Annotated in this window: 16 protein-coding genes; 9 read left to right on the top strand and 7 right to left on the bottom strand. The window is 56.2% G+C overall.

Going from position 1 to position 20950, the window contains the following annotated elements:
* The first annotated feature begins 9 nt into the window (after positions 1-9).
* The gene (locus AC5JQH_RS09620) at positions 10-1359 is read left to right on the top strand and encodes a sensor domain-containing diguanylate cyclase (RefSeq protein WP_104270975.1); all 1350 of its coding nucleotides are present in this window, start codon (positions 10-12) and stop codon (positions 1357-1359) included.
* Here the strand turns inward: AC5JQH_RS09620 and AC5JQH_RS09615 are convergent.
* On the bottom strand, positions 1344-3161 hold the full coding sequence (locus tag AC5JQH_RS09615) for an ABCB family ABC transporter ATP-binding protein/permease (protein ID WP_476158298.1): 1818 nt from the start codon (positions 3159-3161) through the stop codon (positions 1344-1346). The genes AC5JQH_RS09620 and AC5JQH_RS09615 overlap by 16 nt on opposite strands.
* 252 nt (positions 3162-3413) lie before the next feature.
* On the opposite strand from AC5JQH_RS09615, the gene AC5JQH_RS09610 reads away from it, so the two are divergent.
* From AC5JQH_RS09610 to AC5JQH_RS09600, 3 genes are all read left to right on the top strand, one after another.
* Positions 3414-5144 (top strand): ABC transporter transmembrane domain-containing protein, encoded by a 1731-nt coding sequence (locus AC5JQH_RS09610; RefSeq protein ID WP_491713158.1) that lies wholly within the window; start codon positions 3414-3416, stop codon positions 5142-5144.
* Between the two features lie 89 nt (positions 5145-5233).
* Positions 5234-6511 carry a 4-aminobutyrate--2-oxoglutarate transaminase gene (gene gabT, locus AC5JQH_RS09605; RefSeq protein WP_014578841.1) on the top strand — a complete coding sequence of 426 codons (1278 nt, stop codon included), beginning with the start codon at positions 5234-5236 and terminating at the stop codon, positions 6509-6511.
* Between the two features lie 205 nt (positions 6512-6716).
* Positions 6717-7481: a VC0807 family protein gene (locus AC5JQH_RS09600; RefSeq protein WP_008176596.1), complete on the top strand. Its 765-nt coding sequence runs from the start codon at positions 6717-6719 to the stop codon at positions 7479-7481.
* A gap of 100 nt (positions 7482-7581) precedes the next feature.
* Here AC5JQH_RS09600 and gyrB read toward each other — a convergent pair whose 3' ends face one another.
* The 5 genes from gyrB to dnaA form a co-directional block, all read right to left on the bottom strand.
* On the bottom strand, positions 7582-9996 hold the full coding sequence (gyrB, locus tag AC5JQH_RS09595) for a DNA topoisomerase (ATP-hydrolyzing) subunit B (protein WP_288365725.1): 2415 nt from the start codon (positions 9994-9996) through the stop codon (positions 7582-7584).
* Positions 9997-10051: 55 nt separating this feature from the next.
* Positions 10052-11179, bottom strand: coding sequence for a DNA replication/repair protein RecF (recF, locus tag AC5JQH_RS09590; protein ID WP_493805520.1), 1128 nt, complete (start codon positions 11177-11179; stop codon positions 10052-10054).
* A gap of 128 nt (positions 11180-11307) precedes the next feature.
* A complete protein-coding gene (locus AC5JQH_RS09585; RefSeq protein ID WP_421866669.1) occupies positions 11308-12579 on the bottom strand; it encodes an ABC1 kinase family protein in 1272 nt (423 codons plus the stop codon).
* Between the two features lie 15 nt (positions 12580-12594).
* Positions 12595-13698 (bottom strand): DNA polymerase III subunit beta, encoded by a 1104-nt coding sequence (gene dnaN / locus AC5JQH_RS09580; protein ID WP_288365727.1) that lies wholly within the window; start codon positions 13696-13698, stop codon positions 12595-12597.
* 55 nt (positions 13699-13753) lie between these two features.
* Positions 13754-15208, bottom strand: a complete 1455-nt coding sequence (gene dnaA, locus AC5JQH_RS09575; RefSeq protein WP_062783705.1) for a chromosomal replication initiator protein DnaA — start codon at positions 15206-15208, stop codon at positions 13754-13756.
* Positions 15209-15853: 645 nt separating this feature from the next.
* On the opposite strand from dnaA, the gene rpmH reads away from it, so the two are divergent.
* The 5 genes from rpmH to mnmE all read left to right on the top strand — a co-directional run bounded on the left by rpmH (position 15854) and on the right by mnmE (position 19864).
* On the top strand, positions 15854-15988 hold the full coding sequence (gene rpmH / locus AC5JQH_RS09570; RefSeq protein WP_008172542.1) for a 50S ribosomal protein L34: 135 nt from the start codon (positions 15854-15856) through the stop codon (positions 15986-15988).
* A 14-nt stretch (positions 15989-16002) separates the two neighbouring features.
* Positions 16003-16410 carry a ribonuclease P protein component gene (gene rnpA / locus AC5JQH_RS09565; protein ID WP_273157803.1) on the top strand — a complete coding sequence of 136 codons (408 nt, stop codon included), beginning with the start codon at positions 16003-16005 and terminating at the stop codon, positions 16408-16410.
* On the top strand, positions 16410-16703 hold the full coding sequence (gene yidD, locus AC5JQH_RS09560; protein ID WP_008172546.1) for a membrane protein insertion efficiency factor YidD: 294 nt from the start codon (positions 16410-16412) through the stop codon (positions 16701-16703). The genes rnpA and yidD overlap by 1 nt, the downstream gene beginning before the upstream one ends.
* Positions 16704-16707: 4 nt before the next feature.
* A complete protein-coding gene (yidC, locus tag AC5JQH_RS09555; protein WP_493805519.1) occupies positions 16708-18423 on the top strand; it encodes a membrane protein insertase YidC in 1716 nt (571 codons plus the stop codon).
* 70 nt (positions 18424-18493) lie between these two features.
* Positions 18494-19864: a tRNA uridine-5-carboxymethylaminomethyl(34) synthesis GTPase MnmE gene (mnmE, locus tag AC5JQH_RS09550; RefSeq protein ID WP_104270991.1), complete on the top strand. Its 1371-nt coding sequence runs from the start codon at positions 18494-18496 to the stop codon at positions 19862-19864.
* 2 nt (positions 19865-19866) lie between these two features.
* Here mnmE and thpD read toward each other — a convergent pair whose 3' ends face one another.
* The gene (gene thpD, locus AC5JQH_RS09545; protein ID WP_493805518.1) at positions 19867-20802 is read right to left on the bottom strand and encodes an ectoine hydroxylase; all 936 of its coding nucleotides are present in this window, start codon (positions 20800-20802) and stop codon (positions 19867-19869) included.
* Positions 20803-20950: the final 148 nt, after the last annotated feature.

Raw genomic sequence — 20950 nt, 5'->3', positions numbered from 1 at the left:
GTACGTGGAATGCCCTCTCATTCTTTTTATCTTCAGCAAGACGAAGCCTCACGTCTAAAAACCATTCTGGAAGGGACCGGCGCCGGAACCTGGGAATGGAACGTCCAGACGGGGGAGACGATTTTTAATGAGCGCTGGGCGGAAATCATCGGGTATTCGCTGGAAGAACTTCAACCGGTGTCCATTGACACCTGGATGAAGCACGCCCATCCGGACGATCTGGCTCTCTCAGAGCAGAAGTTAACGGCTCATTTCCGCGGCGACTCCGAGTATTACGAGTGTGAAGCCCGCATGCGTCATCGCGACGGCTATTGGGTTTGGGTCCGAGATTATGGTCGCCTCGTCAGTCGGACACTTGAAGGTGAGCCCGAGTGGATTTCCGGAACGCACATAGAGATCTCCAGCAGCAAGCAGTACGAACAGAGGCTGGAGCAAATCAAGGCTGAGCAACAGCAAACGATCCAGCGTTTTGAAAAAATGGCGTCGCTCTTGCCGGGTGTGGTGTTCCAGTTCGAGATCAAACCGGACGGAACCATGACGTTTCCCTATGCCAGTGCCGGCATTGAACGGGTCTATGGCGTGACGCCTGAGCAGGCGCTCGCCGATGGGACTATTGTATTCCAGGCCATTCATCCAGAAGACCGCGGCTTTGTTGAACAGACCATTAACCACTCGAAGAAAAGCGGCGAAAACTGGATCTGTGAATATCGGGTTATAAACGAGGGCGTGGTCAGCTGGGTTCTGGGCCGTTCCAAACCGGAATTCAAGCCGGACGGTACGGTCATCTGGCACGGCGCGATCCTGGATATCACCTCCCAGAAAACGCTTGAAGAAGAGCTCCGACAGACATCAACCACTGACGATCTCACAGGTGCAGCCAATCGGCGTCGCTTCACCGAGGTGCTGTCCTGGGAGTTTGAGAGGCTGAAACGGAACGGCGCCGGCTATGCGGTCGTACTCTTCGATTTTGACTGGTTCAAGAGAGTGAATGATCATTACGGGCACCACGTTGGTGACCTTGTCCTGAGGGAGACTGCCCACCGCATCAAAAATGAACTGCGTACGGGCGACACGCTGGGGCGAATCGGTGGCGAGGAGTTTGCCGTGCTCTTGCCTCAGTGCGACGAGAACAGTGCCAGGCAATTTGCAGAACGCCTTCGCCGATCCGTTGAACAATTGCGGTTCATTGGCTTTGATGAACTGCGGGGCACCATAACCTGCGGCGTTGCCATTTCCGACCGGACTGACGAAAAACCCAGCCAGATTCTGGTACGTGCGGACCAGGCGATGTACCGGGGCAAGGCTCAAGGCCGCAATCAAGTGGTCGTGTTTGACTACAACGATCAGGATTCCGGCTGAATTTCGGTATCCCCGCCATCAGACTGGTGTTGCTGGAACCACAGCCGGGCGTAGTGCCCGTTCCGGGCCAACAAATCCTGATGGTGTCCGCTCTCCACGATTTTTCCGCCCTCCATCACAAGGATGCTGTCCGCATCCATAACAGTCGACAGCCTGTGGGCAATCACCAGTGTTGTGCGCCTCTGGCTGACTTCCTTGAGCGCCGTAAGGATGGCCTGCTCCGAAAGTGAATCGAGGGAGGACGTGGCCTCATCCAGGATCAGCAACGGCGGGTTCTTCAGGATCACCCGGGCAATGGCCACCCGTTGTTTTTCACCACCGGAGAGCTTGAGGCCCCGTTCGCCGACTTTGGTTTCATAACCCTCCGGCAAGCTGTGGATAAAGTCTTCCAGGTGAGCCATTCGAGCTGCCCGGTACACCTCTTCTTCCGTGGCTTCCGGCCGGCCATAGGCCAGGTTCTGGTAAAGGGTATCGTTGAACAGCACCGTATCCTGAGGCACCACACCAATCGCCGAGCGCAGGCTGTCCTGGGTCACCTGCCGAATGTCCTGGCCGTCGATCCTTATGGCGCCCTGATCGACGTCGTAAAAGCGGAACAGCAGGCGGGCGAGGGTGGACTTGCCGGCGCCACTGGCTCCCACCACGGCAATCTTGTGGCCGGACGGGATGGAAAAATTCACATCCTTCAGAATCGGGCGGTCCGGTCGGTAAGCAAAGTGGATGTGGTCAAACTGCACTTCGCCCCTATTCACGGCCAGCTCGGTAGCATCCGGAGCATCTTCAATCGCCGGTTTGTCCGCCAGCAGTTTGAACAGGCGCTCGACATTCACCAGTGCCTGCCGGATTTCGCGATAGACAAACCCCAGGGCGTTCAGGGGAATGAACAACTGGAGCAGGTAGGCGTTGATCATGGTGAAGTCACCGAGGGTGATCTCACCACTGGCCACTTCCCGGACCGCCATGGCCATGATCACGATCATCGCCAAACCGATAATCAATGCCTGACCGGAGTTAAGCGCGGCCAGGGACAGGCGGTTTTTCAGACGGGCCTGTTCCCAGTCGTCCAGATCCCGATCATAAACCTCGGCCTCGTACCGCTCGTTATTGAAATATTTGACGGTTTCATAGTTCAACAGGCTGTCTATGGCCCGCGAGTTGGACTGGTTATCCCGGGCATTGGCTTCGCGCACGAATTTCGTCCGCCATTCGGTGATCTTGATGGAAAAGACCACATACACCACCACGGCCACCAGGATCGCCAGCACATAACCCACGTTGAACACCACGAAAAGAATGCCGGCGACCATCAGGATCTCCAGCAGGGTGGGCACAATGTTGAACAGGGTAAAGCGGAGCAGAAAGCTGATGCCGTTGGTACCCCGCTCGATATCCCGCGCCAGGCCACCGGTCTTTCGATCCAGGTGGAAGGCCAGTTCCCGCTGGTGCAGGTGCTCGAACACTCGCAGGGACACCCGGCGCATGGCCCGTTCAGCTACCCGGGCAAATACCGCATCCCGAAGCTCATTGAACAGGGTGGCGCCAAAGCGCAGTGTGCCGTAAGCCACCACCAGGATCACCGGGATCCAAAGCAGCATGTCCGCGCCGCGGTTCTGGACGAGGTAGTCGACGATGTATTTCAGGGCAATGGGCGTGGCAACGGTCGCCAGCTTGGCCAACACCAGCAAAACCAGGGACAGGACTACCCGGCCGCGGAATTCGGCGAGATAGGGCCAGAGGCCTGAAATGATTTTCCAGTCCGGTTTATGATCTGCCGGGTAATCGTTGTCGGCGTAGGCTCTCAATTCATGTTCCTTCCGCTTCGGAGTAGTCGAGCGCGCGGGTGGAGCAGCTTGCCAGGACACGCTGTAAATACGTCCCTGTACGCTCGGCGAAAGCCATCCCTGGCTTTCGACGGTCCTGGCAAGCTGCTCCACCCGCACGCTCTTGCGTAGCTGTATGATAGGTCTTGTATGGAGTACAAACCGTATTGTTAGCGGAGTCTACAGCACCCCGTATCCAGGAGGCACATCATTAACACTCGTCACCGCAAAGCCCTGAAACTGGTCATCGACTTTATCAGCCCCTATCGCCGGGCTGTCGCCGGTGCCCTGGTGGCGCTGATTTTTACGGCCGGAATTACGCTCGGGTTAGGACAGGGTTTACGTATTCTCGTGGATCAGGGATTAGCCACCGAGTCGCCGGAGAACCTGGCCAGGGCCATCGGTCTGTTTTTCATCCTGGTATTGGGGCTCGCATTTGGCTCGTTTGCCCGGTTCTATCTGGTGTCCTGGATCGGCGAACGGGTGGTGGCGGATATCCGCAAAAAAGTCTTCAACCACCTGATTGATCTTCATCCGGGCTTTTTCGAGCAGAACCGGGCCCTGGAAATCCAGTCCCGGTTTACCGCTGATACCACGGTTCTGCAATCGGTGATTGGCTCCACGGTTTCCATTGCGCTGCGCAATGCCCTGATGCTGGTCGGGGGGTTGCTGCTGCTGTTCATCACCAACGCCAAACTGGCGAGCATTATTCTGCTGGGTTTCCCCCTGGTGATTGCGCCTATTCTGTTCTATGGCCGGCGGGTGCGGGCTCTTTCCCGTTTAAGCCAGGACCGGGTTGCCGATGTCGGCAGCTACGTGGGCGAGAACCTTACCCAGATCAAAACCGTCCAGGCCTTCAACCATCAGCCCCATGACCGCAAATATTTTTCCGAAGTGTCTGAACGGGCGTTCGAGATTGCCCGCCAGCGTATCCGTCAGCGCGCCTGGCTGACCACGCTGGCCATTTCCCTGGTGATGGGCGCTGTGGGCATCGTTATCTGGATAGGGGGCCTGGACGTTATTCACGGCCGGATCAGCCCGGGTGAGCTGGCGGCCTTTGTCTTCTACAGTCTGCTGGTGGGTGTTGCTGCCGGCGCCATCAGCGAGGTCATCGGCGAGTTGCAGAGGGCTGCAGGCTCGGCGGCGCGGCTGTTTGAACTGTTACTGACTGAGCCGGCGTTTGAACGCAAAGCGTCGACACTGACACTCCCTGAACACGTTCAGGGGGCAATGCGGATTGAGCGGCTGAGCTTCAGTTACCCGGGGCGGCTGGAACAGCCCGCGCTGACAGATCTTTCGCTGGAGATCAGAGCCGGCGAGACACTGGCCCTGGTGGGGCCGTCCGGAGCCGGAAAATCCACGCTGTTCGATTTACTGCTGCACTTCTATCAACCGACAGAGGGCCGAATTCTGCTCGATGGCGTCGACACTGCCGATCTGTCTCTCGATGCCCTGCGCCGGTGTTTTTCCCTGGTGCCCCAGAATCCAGCCCTGTTCCATGGCACGGTGGCCGACAACATCCGTTACGCCCGGCCTGATGCCAGCCAGCAGGATGTCGAGCAGGCTGCGAAGGTCGCCCATGCCCATGATTTCATCCAGAGCCTCCCAAAGGGCTACGGCACGCTGCTCGGAGATGCCGGCCTGGGGCTGTCCGGTGGCCAGAAGCAGCGTCTTGCCATCGCCCGGGCGCTGCTGGCCGACGCGCCAGTGCTGTTGCTGGATGAGGCCACCAGCGCACTGGACGCGGAGAGCGAGAACCTGATCCAGCAAGCGATGCCAGCTCTCACTGCCGGGCGTACCACCCTGGTGATTGCCCATCGCCTGGCCACGGTCCGGGACGCGGACCGGATTGCCGTTATGGACCAGGGACGCCTGCTGGCGGTGGGCACCCATGATGAACTGATGCGCCATAACGCCCTCTATCAACGCCTGGCAAAACTGCAATTCCGGGACAATGCGGCCTGAGGGCGACAATAGTCGGTTTGTTTCCTGTGACCGTACTACTTACACTGTTAGGTGAAACTTTCGAACCTGAACCCAGGGAGAATGGCAAAGTGAGCAATAAAGAATTGCAGGCACTCAAAGAACGCTACGTTGCGGCGGGCGCGGCAAGTCCCAATGAACAGTTTGCCGACCATGCAACGAATGCAGAGCTGTGGGATGCAGACGGCAAGCGCATGATCGATTTCGCCGGCGGCATCGGCGTACTGAATATCGGCCATCGCCACCCGAAGGTGGTGGAAGCGGTCAAGGCACAGCTGGACAAGCTGATGCATACCTGCCAGACGGTTATGCCCTATGAGGGCTACGTGAAACTGGCGGAGAAGCTCAGCGGTGTGGTTCCTGTGCGTGGCCACGCCAAGGTAATGCTGGCCAACTCCGGTGCCGAGGCCCTGGAAAACGCCATGAAGATCGCCCGTGCGGCGACTGGCAAGACCAACGTCATCTGCTTCGACGGTGGTTATCACGGCCGGACTTTCTACACCATGGCCATGAACGGTAAGGCAGCGCCGTACCAGACGGATTTCGGCCCCATGCCCGGCACCGTTTATCGTGCGCCTTATCCGGTTCCGTACCACGGTGTCAGTGAAGATGAAGCACTGCGTGGCCTGAAAATGGCCATGAAAGCCGATTCCCCGGCCCACAACACCGCAGCGATCGTCATCGAGCCGGTACTGGGTGAGGGCGGCTTCTACGCGGCTCCGACCAGTTTCCTCAAGGAAATCCGCAAGATCTGCGACGAGAACGATATCCTGATGATCGCAGACGAAGTGCAGAGCGGCTTTGGCCGGACCGGCAAGATGTTTGCCATCGAGCACAGTGGCGTTGAGCCGGATCTGATGACCATGGCCAAGAGTATGGCTGATGGCATGCCGATTTCCGCCATCGTCGGTACCGACAAGTATATGGACGCGTCCGGTCCGAACTCTCTGGGCGGCACCTACACGGGCAGCCCGACCGCCTGTGCAGCAGCCCTGGCCGTATTCGACGTGTTCAAGGAAGAGGACATTCTCGGCAAGTCCCAGGCGCTGGGCGAAAAACTGAAGCAGCGCTTCAGCCAGTGGCAGGAACAGTTTGCCCACGTCGACAATGTGCGCAACCTCGGTCCCATGGCTGCGTTTGAGCTGGTGGAAAGCAAGGAAAGCCGTACGCCCAAGCCGGAACTGGCAGCGGCGGTAACCAAGAAGGCGAAGGAGAAGGGTCTGATTCTCCTGAGCTGTGGTATGTACGGCAACACCTTGCGGTTCCTGATGCCGGTCACCATCGAAGACGAGGTGCTGGAAGAAGGGCTGGCGATTGTGGAAGAAAGCCTCAAGGAAGTGGGTGCCTGATCGGCGCTGACGTTCAAGAAGAAACAGAAAAGCCGGGCATAAGCCCGGTTTTTTTATGCCCGTTTGGAAAGCGTCTATTCAGTCAACCCGCCGCTTCTGTGTGCGGTGACGGCGGTTACGTCCACACTTGGATTCATCGTATACTGCCCAGACTACTCCGGCAGTGCCTTCCGGCCTGCTCCAGTTTCACCAATCAGGCTAGAACATGACGTCTCCGAGCTCCGCCAACGTTCCGGACCACAAGCCAAGGCCCTGGGTCGACTTGCTGGTCAGTATTATCATTCCATCCGTTATCCTGATGAAGTTCAGTGGCGAAGAACATCTGGGCAGCGTGAACGCACTGGTCATCGGCCTGGCGTTTCCACTGGGTTGGGGGTTGTTCGAACTGATCAAGTACCGTAAGAAAAACTTCATTGCGGTACTCGGTTTGGTCAGTGTCGGGCTGACAGGCGGCATTGGCCTGCTTGAGCTGGATGCGGGTTGGTTAGCCATCAAGGAAGCCGCGATTCCCGCGATTATAGGTCTGGCGGTACTGGCTTCCACACGAACCAAGTACCCTCTGGTACGCACCCTTCTTTATAACCCAAGTGTTCTGGATGTCGATAAGATCCATAAGACCCTTGAAGAACACAATCGGGTTGAGGAATTCGAGGCGCGCCTGCTCAAGGCGAGTTACTTCTTTGCGGGCACCTTCCTGTTTTCATCCATCATGAACTACGTGATTGCTAAATGGATCGTGGTCAGCCCGTCTGGTACCGAGGCGTTCAATGAGGAGCTTGGTCGGATGACCCTGGTGAGCTATCCCATGATCGCCATTCCTTCCATGATTATGATGATGCTGATCTTTTATTATCTCTGGCGCACCATCCGCCGGCTGACCGGGTACACGCTGGAAGAGGTGATGGCACCGCATCTGGCCGAGAAAGAGAGGGAGAGAAACGAATCGTCGGAATCGAGCACCGGTAAATAAAACCTCCGGGGGGGCGCGTTACCGCACGGGATCGAAAACAAAAAAGCGGCGAAGGTTTGAAGCCTTCGCCGCTTTTTTTGTGCCTTTTGGACGATTGTGATCAGACGTCCAGGTTGGTCACTTCCAGGGCATTGGTCTGAATGAAGTTGCGACGCGGTTCGACATCGTCGCCCATCAGGGTTGTGAAGATCTGGTCTGCCGCAATGGCGTCTTCGATCGTCACTTTCATCATGCGGCGGGTCTCCGGATCCATGGTGGTTTCCCACAACTGCTCCGGATTCATCTCGCCAAGACCCTTATAGCGCTGGATATTCAGACCGCGCTGGGCCTCTTTCATCAACCAGTCCAGGGCACCTTCGAACGACAGCACCGGCTGCTTACGCTCGCCACGTTGGATATAGGCGCCGTCTTCAATGAGGCCATCCAGGGTTTCACCCATGCGGGCGATCGCTGCGTACGAGGATGATTCAAAGAACTCATGGCTGAATACATGCTCGTAGGGAATGCCATGCACGTAGATGGTTACCTTCGGCAGGTACAGCGCCCGCTCGGTATCCTTGGTGACCGAGAAGGTGTATTTGGTACCGGTGCGGGTATCCAGGTCCAGGCCATCGCCGAGACGCGCAACCCAGCGAGCCACGGAAGCTTCTTCCTTCAGATGCTCAGGCTTGAGCGTGACGTTCTGGAGCATCTGCTCCAGCACCTTGGCCGGGTAGGCCCGGGACAGTCGCCCAATCATGTTCATGACCGCCTGGTAGTCCTTGACCATGGTTTCCAGAGCGGAATCCTTGATCGCCGGGGCTTCCGGGTTCACATAGAGCTGGGCACCTTCCAGAGCGGTCTGGGTGAGGTAAGCTTCCTTGGCCTTCTCGTCCTTCAGGTACTGCTCCTGCTTACCACGCTTGACCTTGTAAAGCGGCGGCATGGCGATAAAGACATGGCCACGCTCGATGATTTCGCGCATCTGACGGAACAGGAAGGTCAGCAGCAGTGTCCGGATGTGAGAACCGTCCACGTCCGCGTCGGTCATGATGATAATGGAGTGGTAACGCAGTTTATCGGGATTGAATTCTTCCCGGCCGATACCACAGCCCAGAGCCGTGATCAGAGTGCCCACTTCTGCAGAGGACAGCATCTTGTCAAATCGGGCTTTTTCCACGTTCAGGATCTTACCTTTCAGCGGAAGGATTGCCTGAGTCTTGCGATCACGGCCCTGTTTGGCGCTACCACCGGCCGAGTCACCCTCCACAATGTAAAGTTCGGAAAGGGCGGGGTCCTTCTCCTGGCAGTCGGCCAGTTTGCCGGGCAGGCCGGCAATATCCAGGGCGCCTTTGCGGCGGGTCATATCCCGTGCCTTGCGAGCGGCTTCACGGGCCCGTGCCGCCTCGATCATCTTATTGACGATGAGCTTGGCTTCATTCGGCTGCTCCTGCAGGTACTCCGCAAAACTCTGGTACAGCTCCTGCTCGACCGCAGTTTTTACCTCGGAGGAGACCAGCTTGTCCTTGGTCTGGGAGGAGAACTTCGGGTCCGGAACTTTCACGCTGATGATGGCAGTCAGGCCTTCTCGGGCATCATCACCGGAAGTCGCAACTTTTGCCTTCTTACCCAGACCTTCCTGATCAATGTAGTTGTTCAGTGAACGGGTCAGGGCCGCCCGGAAACCAGCCAGATGGGTACCACCATCCCGCTGGGGGATGTTGTTGGTGAAGCAGTAAAGGTTTTCCTGGAAAGCGTCATTCCATTGCATGGACACTTCTACAGCAATACCGTCTTCCCGCTCACGGTTGAAGTGGAATACCCGGTTAATCGGGGTTTTGTTAGCGTTCAGATGCTCAACAAATGCCCGCAGACCACCCTCATATTCGAAAACTTCTTCCTTGCCAGAACGCTCGTCGGTCAGACGTATGCGCACGCCACTGTTCAGGAACGCAAGCTCACGTAGACGCTTGGCGAGAATGTCGTAATGAAATTCAATGTGGGTAAAGGTTTCCGGCGAAGGAATGAAATGCACCTTGGTACCCGATGCGTCGGTCTCGCCGACAGCTGCCAGAGGCGCATTTGGAACACCGTGGGTATAGGTCTGCTCGTAAACCTTGTTGTCTCTACGAATGGTCAGGGTGAGGGTAGAGGACAATGCGTTGACTACCGAGACGCCCACACCATGAAGACCGCCGGACACCTTGTAGGAATTATCGTCGAACTTACCGCCGGCGTGCAGCACGGTCATGATAACTTCCGCGGCAGAAACGCCTTCCTCTTCGTGGAGGTCCACCGGGATGCCACGGCCGTTGTCTTTCACGGTTACCGATTCGTCCGGGTGGATAATCACACCAATTTCTGAGCAGTAGCCCGCAAGCGCTTCGTCGATGGAGTTATCCACCAATTCAAAGACCATGTGGTGCAGGCCAGTGCCATCATCGGTATCCCCGATGTACATGCCTGGCCGCTTTCGCACCGCATCCAGTCCTTTCAAGACTTTGATACTGGAGGAATTATAGTTCGATTCACTCATTCGGAAACTCCTGAAGCGTGATAGGCCGGGGCATTCTTTGCTCTTCGCACCGGTCTTATTCTTCCGTCAATTTGCCATGTTCCACGTGGAACAATCTGTAATCCGGTGCATTACCCTCGGGCCAGAGCTGATCCACCATGGGACGCTCAATCGACGTGATAAACACCTGACAACGTAATGCCTGTAACCTGATCGCCAGCATGGCGCGATGGCCCTCATCCAACTCGGCGTTAATATCGTCGAGCAAAAAGGTCACCTGCTTGCCCATGTCACTCAACACCATGCCTTGGGCAATCTTCATCAAAATCACCAGGGTTTTCTGCTGGCCCCGGGAGAACGTTTCGGCAACAGGCCTGCCCTGAAACTTCAACCGGATGTCTGCGCGATTCGGACCATACAATGTGTGCCCGACTTTTCGCTCCTGATCCCGATGGTCTACCAGTAATTCTGCCAGCGGCCGACTGACATCCCAGCCCGGGTAATACTCGAGCTTCAGCCCTTCGGTCCAGGGTACGTCTACTTCCCGAACCAGCTTTTCAAAAGCTAACTTGAACCGGCCAAAGGTGCCGGCACGAGCCTCAGTAATGCGCTCACTCAGGGTAGCGTACTGATGATCCCAGACACGCATTAAAGCTTCGTCTAGTCTACCATTTCTCAGCGTTTGATTCCGCTGTGATGTCACTCTCTGGCATTGTTGCCAGAGAGATCCAAAGGAAGGTTCCACGTGGAACACTAACCAGTCCAGAAACTGACGCCGCTTGCCGGGTCCACCTGCCACCACATCAAAAACACCAGGATCGATCACAGATACCGGCAGATGCATGGCAAGGGCAGAAAGACTCCTGACCGCCTCACCATCCACCCGTAACATCGTTTCCTTCTGACCCACATCCCGGGATATTCCGAGGCGATGAACCAGATCGGTCTCGCTGCCATGCCCGCGTGGGTCCAACCCATGATCGAGACCACCAAACACCGTCAGCCGTTGTTCGCCATGACTCACCACTGCCTGATGCCTGTTCACCCGAAAGGAACGGCCCAATCCCAGATAACCGATGGCTTCCAGCACGCTTGTTTTACCGCTTCCATTTTCTCCGTAAAGCAGATTAAACGAGGATGAAAAGCTAACCGGCGCCGACGACAGGTTGCGGAAGTTCTCAGTCTGGAATTTTACAAGCGCCATAGAAAAGCAGACTCGAAGGGGACGAGGGCAGGAAACAACACAAAACCCTTTAACGAAAAAGGCAGCGTTACCTTCCCGTCGGTAACGCTGCCCTAGTGTACAAAAGCCAATCGCTCAAGGCGACAGCCTCAGTGGAGCATGTTCAACCGTTCGTCCATGAACACATCCATTTCTGGTGCCAGGATGTGAACATAGCGATCGAAATACAGGAACTGTTTCAGTAGCAAAGCGAATTCCCTTGGAAAATGCAGGCCATGGCTTTCGCCGATCTTAACCATATCCATCAGGATATGGTTAACGTCGTCTTCTGCCTGCTCCGCCTCATAGGGAACCTCGTCGGGCACCATTCGGTCCATCTGCTGGTAGAGCCGTCTCAAATCGCTGGCCAGATCATCTACCCGAACCGTCTGGCGGGTAATACCGATGCGGATCATCGCGTCGGCCATTCCCTCGAAATTCCCAACCATAACGGCTGAAATAAAATCGCTCACCGCCTGCCAGGTATCCGGCTTGATACGACCAACAATTCCGAAGTCGATAAAGCCCACCCGACCGTCCTTGAGAACCATCAGGTTGCCGGCATGCACATCCGCGTGGAAAAACTCACATTGCGTCAGACTGGAAAACCAGGTGTTCATGGCCGTGATCAGGGTACGCTCCGGATCACGGGCGTAACCGCGGATACTTTCCAGATCGGTCAGGGACACACCGTGGAACCGCTCCATGGTCAGGATCCGCCGGGTGCTGCAGTGTTCGAACACCCTCGGTACTGCCGCATCTTCATTATGGGTATCGTGCAGAAACTCCCGGAACACCTTCAGGTTGTTCGCTTCCTTGATGAAATCGCATTCTTCCATCATGGTCCGCTGGATTTCCTCGACGATACCGGACATCGACGTCCAGGACAGTTTTGGCGCCAGAGTTTCCAGAATACGGGCAGACAGGTACAGGAAGTTCAGATCGGTTAAGAGAATGTTTTCCACACCCGGCTTCTGAACCTTGATCACCACTTCTTCACCGGAGACCAGACGCGCGGCGTGAACCTGGGCAATCGATGCCGACGCCAGGGCCACCGGATCGATTTCTGAATAGACTTCCTCGAGCGGCCGGCCAAGCTCTTCGCGGATAATTCTCTTGATCACACCAAAGGGCAGGTTGGGTGTTCTATCCAGGCAGTGCTGGAACTCCTCCACATACTCCTTAGGGAAAAACGTCGGGGAGCTGGCAATGAACTGTCCCAGTTTGATGTAGGTTGCACCGAGGGATTCAAACGTCTGCCTCAGCAAGCGCGGCGTTGGAGGGCGATCCCCCCGAAGCCAGTTGATCCCGGTGCGCCCGAGTACCGACACAGTCTGGCCAATCCTGAAGGCGCCTTTGATTCCATTCGTTACGGTACTCATCAATCTCATCTCCTCCTACAGCCTCATGGGCATGACAACATAGAGGCAACGGTTATCGTTTTGCGCCTCTATCAACGCACTGCTGTTCGGATTCGACAGGGTTATTTTTACCTGGTCCTCATCCAGCGCATTCATAACATCCACCAGATAGCCTACATTAAAACCGATTTGCAGGGATTCGCCCTGATAGTCCACCGGCAGCGCGTCTTCGGCCTGTTCCTGATCCGGGTTGTTGGCAAATACCTGGAGTTCATTGGATGCCAGGTTCAGGCGCACGCCGCGGATGTTTTCGTGGGACAGGATGCCCGCCCGTTGCAGGGTGTTCTTCAAGGTGGCCCGGTCCGCCAGGACGATCTTGTCGCCCCCGCGCGGAATCACGCGATTGTAGTCGGGGAATTTGCCTTCAATCAGTTTCGAGGTGAAGGTATAAGACCCCACCGTCGCTCGCAGGTGGTTATCGCCAATAACCAGGGTCACCGGTGTTTCCACATCATCCAGCAACCGGGCCAGTTCCAGTACCCCTTTGCGCGGAACAATAACCTGACGCAGCTCCGGGCAGTTGGTGGCCAGTTCCAGATGTGCCATGGCCAATCGATGGCCGTCGGTAGCTACCGTCCGCACATGGTCCTTGTCCACTTCCAGCAACAGTCCGTTCAGGTAATAGCGAACGTCCTGCTGAGCCATGGCGAACGCCGTGGCATCGAGCATCCGGCCGAGTTCTTTCTGGGGCAATTCCAGACGGAAGCTCTCGTCTTCGTCTTCCACGTTCGGAAAGTGCTCCGCCGGCAGGGTCGACAAGGTAAAGTGGCTGGCGCCACAACGCAGGTGCAACCGATCGCCTTCAAGCGACAACTCTATCGGCGCCTCGTCACCCAGGGCCCGGGAGATATCCGACAGCTTGCGGGCCGGGACGGTAATCCGGCCGGGCTGATCTACATGCACCGGTGTTACCCGCGCCACCAGTTCCACTTCCATATTGGTACCGGTCAGGGTCAGGGTATTGTCCTCGGCCACCAGCAACACGTTGGAGAGCACGGGCATGGTCTGTTTCTTTTCCACCACGCCAGCAATGCTTTGCAGCGGGGTAAGCAGGGATTCACGGCTGATCGTCAGTTTCATGGCACTCAGCTTTCTTTATGTTGGAAGGGTGAATGTTGTTCGCCAACGCCCGGCATCAGGTGGTCAGCAGTCTCATAAAATTCTGATAATCCTCGCGGATGCCCGGATCAGTCTCCTGCAACTCCACGATTTTCTTGCACGCATGCAATACGGTGGTGTGGTCACGCCCGCCAAAGGCATCACCAATCTCCGGCAAGCTGTGATTGGTCAGCTCCTTCGACAACGCCATGGCGACCTGCCTTGGCCGGGTCACCGTTCGAGTCCGGCGCTTGGATAGCAGATCGGCCACCTTGATCTTGTAATATTCCGCCACCGTGCGCTGAATGTTGTCGATGCTCACCTGTTTCTCGTGCAGCGCCAACAGGTCCTTCAGGCTCTCCCGGATAAACGGCGGAGTGATTTCAGAGCCGGTGAAGTGAGCATTGGCTATCACCAGACGAAGCGCGCCTTCAAGCTCCCGAACGTTTGAACGAATCTTCTGGGCAATAAAAAAGGCCGCTTCGCTGCTGAGCTTAACGTTGGCCTGATCGGCCTTTTTCATCAAAATGGCAACCCGCGTTTCCAGTTCGGGCGGCTCTACCATCACCGTCAGGCCCCAGCCAAACCGCGATTTGAGTCGCTCTTCCATATCCACAATTTCTTTCGGAAACCGATCGCAGGTAACGATTACCTGCTGCCCGCCTTCCAACAACGCATTAAAGGTATGGAAGAACTCTTCCTGAGAACGCTCCTTGCGGGCGAAGAACTGGATATCATCAATCAACAGCGCGTCCACTGAACGGTAATAGCGCTTGAACTCGTTGATGGCGTTAAGCTGCAATGCCTTCACCATATCGGCAACAAAACGCTCCGAACGGAGATAGGCCACCTTCGCCTTGGGGTTACGACGGACAATTTCGTTGCCGATCGCATGCATCAGGTGTGTTTTACCAAGACCAACCCCGCCGTACAAAAACAGAGGGTTGTAGGCTCCACCCGGATTCTCGGCCACCTGCATGGATGCGGCACGGGCGAGCTGGTTGGATTTGCCTTCCACAAAGGTTTCGAAGGTGAACCCCTCGTTGAGGAAGCTCTGGTGTTTGATGTCACCTTCAACCTGAACCGGACGCCGCTGGGTGTCACTCTTCGGGCGCACGGATGGTGTGGATGCAACGGTGGCGGCCACGCCTTTTTCTTCTTCGGTTACCCGGCTGCCGGCCTCTTCCTGAACCTGACCGTTAACGCGGGCAGGTACTTCCGACCGTTTGACCGGTTCGCCTTCACGGGGTGCAGAACCCACTTTCATATTGACCCGGGGCGCCTGCCCACCGTTCAGATCCTTGAGCACCTCTTCAATACGTCGCAGGTACTTTTCGTTTACCCAATCCATGACAAAACGGTTTGGGGCGAACAGCATCAGCTGCCCCTCCCGGTGATCGGACTGCAGGGGCCTGAGCCAGGTATTGAACTGTTGTGCGGGAAACTCGTCCCGGAGTACTTCAAGACATTGATGCCACATACTGTTTGGCACGACAGCCTGCTCCCGATAACCCTGAAATGTCTCTGAACGGACAAGGGACTTCCTGTCCTGTGAGATGACCCCGAATTCTAACCCGACCGGCCCTCCAGTGAAAGGGCTAAAGCCAGTTCATGAACAGCCTGTGGAAATTTATTTCTTTGTATTTCAATTTTTTACGAACTTACCTACAACCTTGTGTACAGAAAATTCCTGCAATGAAAGTTACCCACAGCCCTGTGTGTACAGCCCGGGTTTAACCCTGTTAGGAACCACAGGATGCAACCGGGGATAACTTTGAACCTCGCTTCGAAAACGACTTACCCACATTTCACCCTGCCACCGTCCACAGATCTCAGGGTGCCTTATCAATACCCTTATAAACCGCCCAACAAACTGTTTTTCTGATATTTTCTTCGCTTATCCACAGAAACCTACGGTACTAATAACAGTAATAATTAATCCTTAAAAGAATTCTAAAAAGACTTACTGAATTTATTAGCTGACCTGACCGATTCCGAATTTCGGGCATGCGCACAACCCCCTAGCAATAAGCATTGAATTCCCACCGGTATTTGCATAGAATGCCGCTCCTGTTTTGGCTGTTCATTTTCCAGCCAGTTACTGAATTTCCAACTTACGAATTGTGAGATCATCACCATGAAAAGAACGTTTCAACCAAGCGTCCTGAAGCGTAAGCGCGTTCACGGTTTCCGTGCCCGTATGGCCACTGCCAACGGCCGCAAGGTTATTTCCCGTCGTCGTGCCAAGGGCCGCGCACGTCTGTCCGCGTAAGCTCTGATTGCCTCATGAAGGCTTTGAGTTTCCCGAAATCACATCGTCTCTTGCGACCTGCTGATTACGGCAAAGTCTTCAACGACGTGCAGCTGAAAGTTCCACACCGGAATTTTCTGATCCTGGCGACACCGAATAATCTCGGGCACGCCAGGATCGGTTTGATCTTCTCGAAGAAAAACCTGAAGCTTGCAGTCCAGAGAAACCGGATAAAGCGCCAGGTCAGGGAAAGTTTCCGTCACCAGACGGACCTGCCCGGCCTGGATCTTGTGGTTCTGGGACGCCAGGGGCTGGTTTCCCTGGACAACCACTCGGTTCGGTCATCCATGGATGACCTCTGGCGACGTCTCAGGAAAAAGTACGCTCAATCTCAGCCATCCCGGGCAGCACCATCGGAATCTGCCAATCGAGGAACGGGTTAATGCGCAAGCTTCTGCTTCTGCCCATCCGCTTCTACCAGTATGCAATCAGTCCGCTGATGGCCAGTCACTGCCGCCACTACCCCACCTGCTCACAATACGCCGTTGAAGCCATTAACCACCATGGCGCGCTTAAAGGATTATTTCTCGCAATCCGGCGTCTGTTAAGGTGTCATCCCTGGGCGGAAGGCGGTTATGATCCTGTACCGGGAACGGCAGAACCCCGGGCTCCGGAAACCGCAACAGCCTGCGTACACGCTGATCACTCCCATACAACAACCCAGACCAGACAGTAACTCTATGGATATTCAACGCATCGTATTATTTGCCGGCCTGGCTATTGTCAGTTATCTGATGGTGCTTGCCTGGAATGAGGACTACCATCAGCCTCCCGAGACGGCTCAGGTCGCTGAATCCCAGCCTTCGCAAACCGCTGGCAACATGGGCAATTCCGACAATATGGTGCTTCCGGAGGACAGCTCCGCTCAGGCTGATGGTGATGGCGAGTTCACCACTCCGGAGACTGGTCAGGCTGTCATCAGCTCAACCGAAACCACCACCACGGTCAGCGATCAGTTCATCACAGTTCGCACCGATGTTTACGATCTGCAGATCGATCGGGTCAGCGGTAACCTGGTAAAAGCACAGCTGCTTGATTACGACGATACCCTGAACAGCGAAAAGCCGTTGACGCTCCTGAACAACACGCAGAATCGCCTGTACGTTCTGGAAAGTGGGTTGATTGGTCGTGATGGCCCGGATAGTCGCAAAAACGGTTCGGCTCCGGTCTACAGTACTGACGCTGCAAGCTATGAACTGGCGGAAGGCGACAACCAGCTTCAGGTAGATCTGACTTACACAACTGATAATGGCGTCCAGATCACCAAGCGTTATGAATTTGAACGCAACAGCTACGAAATTGGCGTCAAATATCTGGTTGAAAACCAGTCGAGTGAAGAATGGCAGGCCAATTTCACCGGCAAGATCGTCCGGGATCAGTCCCCGGACCCGACCTCCCAGACCAGCATGGGTATCCAGGCCTTCCTGGGTCTGGTCATCAGCTCCCCGGAAGACCCCTACGAGAAGTTTGATTTCGGAGATCTCCAGGAAAACCAGATCAATCAGTCTGTTACCAACGGCTGGCTGGCCTTCCTGCAGCACTACTTCCTGTCGGCATGGGTACCGGAGCGCGATATTCCCGCCCAGTACCAGACCACGCGCCGTGGCCCGAACTATGTAATGGGCTTTGTTTATCCGGCTACCAATGTGGCGCCGGGCGAAACCGCAGAGATCGGTGCCCGGGCCTACGTTGGGCCGAAGATCATTGAGCGCCTTGAAGGCATGGCTCCGAACCTCGACCGTACCGTTGATTTCGGCTGGTTGTTCTTCATTTCGCTGCCGCTGTTCATCATTCTGGACTGGTTCCATAGCCTGGTTGGCAACTGGGGTGTGTCCATCATCCTGCTGACGGTTCTGGTCAAGGCGGTGTTTTTCCATCTGTCCGCTACCAGCTACAAGTCCATGGCCAAGATGCGGGCCGTTGCGCCTCAGCTGACCCGGCTGAAAGAACTGTACGGAGACGACCGGCAGCGCATGTCCCAGGAAATGATGGCGTTGTACAAGCGGGAGAAGATCAATCCGCTGGGTGGCTGTCTGCCCATACTGGTGCAGATGCCGGTGTTCATCTCCCTGTACTGGGTTCTGTTCGAGAGTGTTCAGCTTCGCCACGCGCCATTCATGCTGTGGATTCAGGATCTGTCGGTCATGGACCCGTACTTCATCCTGCCGATTCTGATGGGCGCCAGCATGTTCCTGCAGATGAGTCTGAACCCGACTCCGCCGGATCCGATGCAGGCCAAGATCATGAAGATGATGCCGTTGATCTTTACGGTCTTCTTCCTGTGGTTCCCGGCAGGTCTGGTTCTGTACTGGCTGGTGAACAATATTCTGTCCATTGCCCAGCAGTGGTACATTACCCGCAAGATCGAAGCAGAAATGGCCGGCAAGAAGCACTGACCGGTGCCCGAACCGACCCGGCAAAGGCTCCTGTATGGAGCCTTTGTTGTTTTCAGCCTGTGGAAAAAGCATGAGCCAGAGTTCTGACACCATCGCAGCCATCGCCACCGCACCGGGACAGGCCGGAGTTGGCATTGTTCGTATCTCTGGGCCCAAGGCCCTCGCCATTGCAAAAAAGATGCTGGGGTTTGAGCCGAAACCGCGATATGCCCATTACGGCCCCTTCCATGACAGCCATGGCGAGTTAATAGACGAGGGCATCGGCCTGTTTTTCCCCAACCCCCACTCGTTCACCGGCGAAGATGTGTTCGAGCTTCAGGGGCACGGTGGTACGGTGATTCTCGATCTTCTGCTCCGTGAGGTGTGCAGCCAGGGTGCAAGGCTCGCCCGGCCCGGCGAGTTTTCCGAGCGGGCGTTTCTGAACGACAAACTGGACCTGGCCCAGGCGGAAGCGATTGCTGACCTGATTGAAAGCAGTTCGGAACAGGCGGCCCGCTGCGCGGTTCGTTCGATGCAGGGTGTGTTCTCCAGGCAGATCGAGGATCTGGTGGAGGCGGTCACTCATCTACGGATCTACGTGGAGGCGGCGATCGATTTTCCAGAGGAGGAGATCGACTTCCTCGCCGACGGCAAGGTAGCCAGTGACCTTCAAAACCTCCTGGAGCGGCTCGGGAAAATCCTGGCCGAAGCCCAGCAGGGGACCATTCTGCGGGACGGCATGAAAGTGGTCATTGGCGGCAGGCCAAATGCCGGGAAATCCAGTCTGCTCAATGCCCTGGCTGGTCGCGAAGCGGCCATTGTTACGGCGATTGAGGGCACAACCCGTGATGTCCTGCGGGAGCATATCCACATCGATGGGATGCCCCTGCACATTATCGATACCGCCGGCCTGCGGGACAGCCCGGACGAAGTGGAACAGATCGGTATTGCCCGGGCCTGGGAGGAAATCCGTCAGGCCGATCGCATTCTTCTGATGGTGGATGCGACTACCACCGAGAAAACCAGTCCCCATGAAATCTGGCCGGATTTCATCGACCAGCTACCGGCCAACGCCCCGGTGACGGTGATACGGAATAAGGTGGACCTCTCTGGTGAAACGGTCGGTATCAGTGCCGAAGATCACCAGAGCGCGCCGGTGATCCGTTTGGCAGCAAAGTCTGCCGAGGGCCTGGAGATACTCCGGGACCATCTCAAACAATGCATGGGGTTTGCCAGCACCACAGAAGGTGGTTTCCTCGCCCGGCGCCGCCATCTTGATGCCCTGGAGCGCGCCCAGGCCCTGCTGATCCAGGGCCAGAGCCAGCTGGAGGGTTTCGGTGCCGGCGAGCTTCTGGCTGAAGACCTGCGTGCCGCCCAGGATAGCCTGGGCGAGATCACCGGACATCTGACGCCTGATGAGTTACTGGGCAAGATCTTCAGCAGCTTCTGTATCGGTAAATAGCGCTAACCGGTCTTCCGGCGTTCCTCGGAGGTGACTGGCACCAATGCCTCAGTGCTGTTGCGGTTGCCCAGGAAATCCGGGCGCGGTTTGTTGCCGCAGAATGGGGCCTGGAGCTGGTTTTCCACACTGTTATAGACGAAAAACAGGTTGCTGCGCGGCCAGGGCGACATATTGGCATTGGAGGCGTGGAGCGTGTTGCACTCGAAGATGATCAGCGAGCCGGCAGGGCCGGTTGGCGCTTTGATACCGTAGTCATCCGCCATGGCTGCCAGGTCCCGTTTGTTGGGAACACCCAGTTCCTGTTTTTTCAGCGACGACTGATAATTGTCCTCCGGTGTGCGGCCAACGCAGGGCACAAAGGTCTTGTGGGAACCGGGAATGAGCATCAGGGGGCCGTTGAAAGGCGTGTTGTCGGTGAGGGCGATGGAGAAGCTGACTGCCCGCATCCTTGGCATGCCGTCCTCGGCGTGCCAGGTTTCAAAATCCGAGTGCCAGTCAAAACCCTTGCCGTGGAAACCGGGTTTGAAGTTGATCCGGGACTGGTGGATGTAGGCTTCACTGCCCAGAAGCTGACGTACCATGGCCAGAATCCTGGGATCCCGGGTCAGCCGGTCGAATCGGTCCGACAGTTCGTGAATGCCAAAAATCGAGCGGATTTCCTGCTTGCCGGGTTCAGTAATGGTGCCTTCCGAGCGCAGAATACTTTCATCGTCCTCATAGCCCCGCAAATCCTCCCGGAACTGGCGCACCGTGGCCTGGTCGAGAAAACTGTCGAAGACCAGAAAACCGTCGCGCTCATACTGTGCCAGCTCAGTCTCACTTAGTGGTCCGTCGGAACGGTCCGAGCCGCTGCTGTGCACCACGGGATCCTGACGTTCAAAGCTTTTGGTGGGGCGTTCCAGGCGGGTGGGATAAAAGTCGTCAGTACGAGTCTCCATATTCGAACCTCCTTACTTTTATTCGAGACATCAGAACATTTTCATTTAATTCAGTGAGTTAATAACTCCAATTCGGAAATGCACCTGTAAAATGGGTTCAGGCGGACGTATTTCAAGGGCAAAAAAACCCGGGCCGAGGCCCGGGGAT

This window comes from Marinobacter sp. H13 (assembly GCF_059072335.1).
This window is presented reverse-complemented; position numbering and strand designations above follow the sequence as displayed.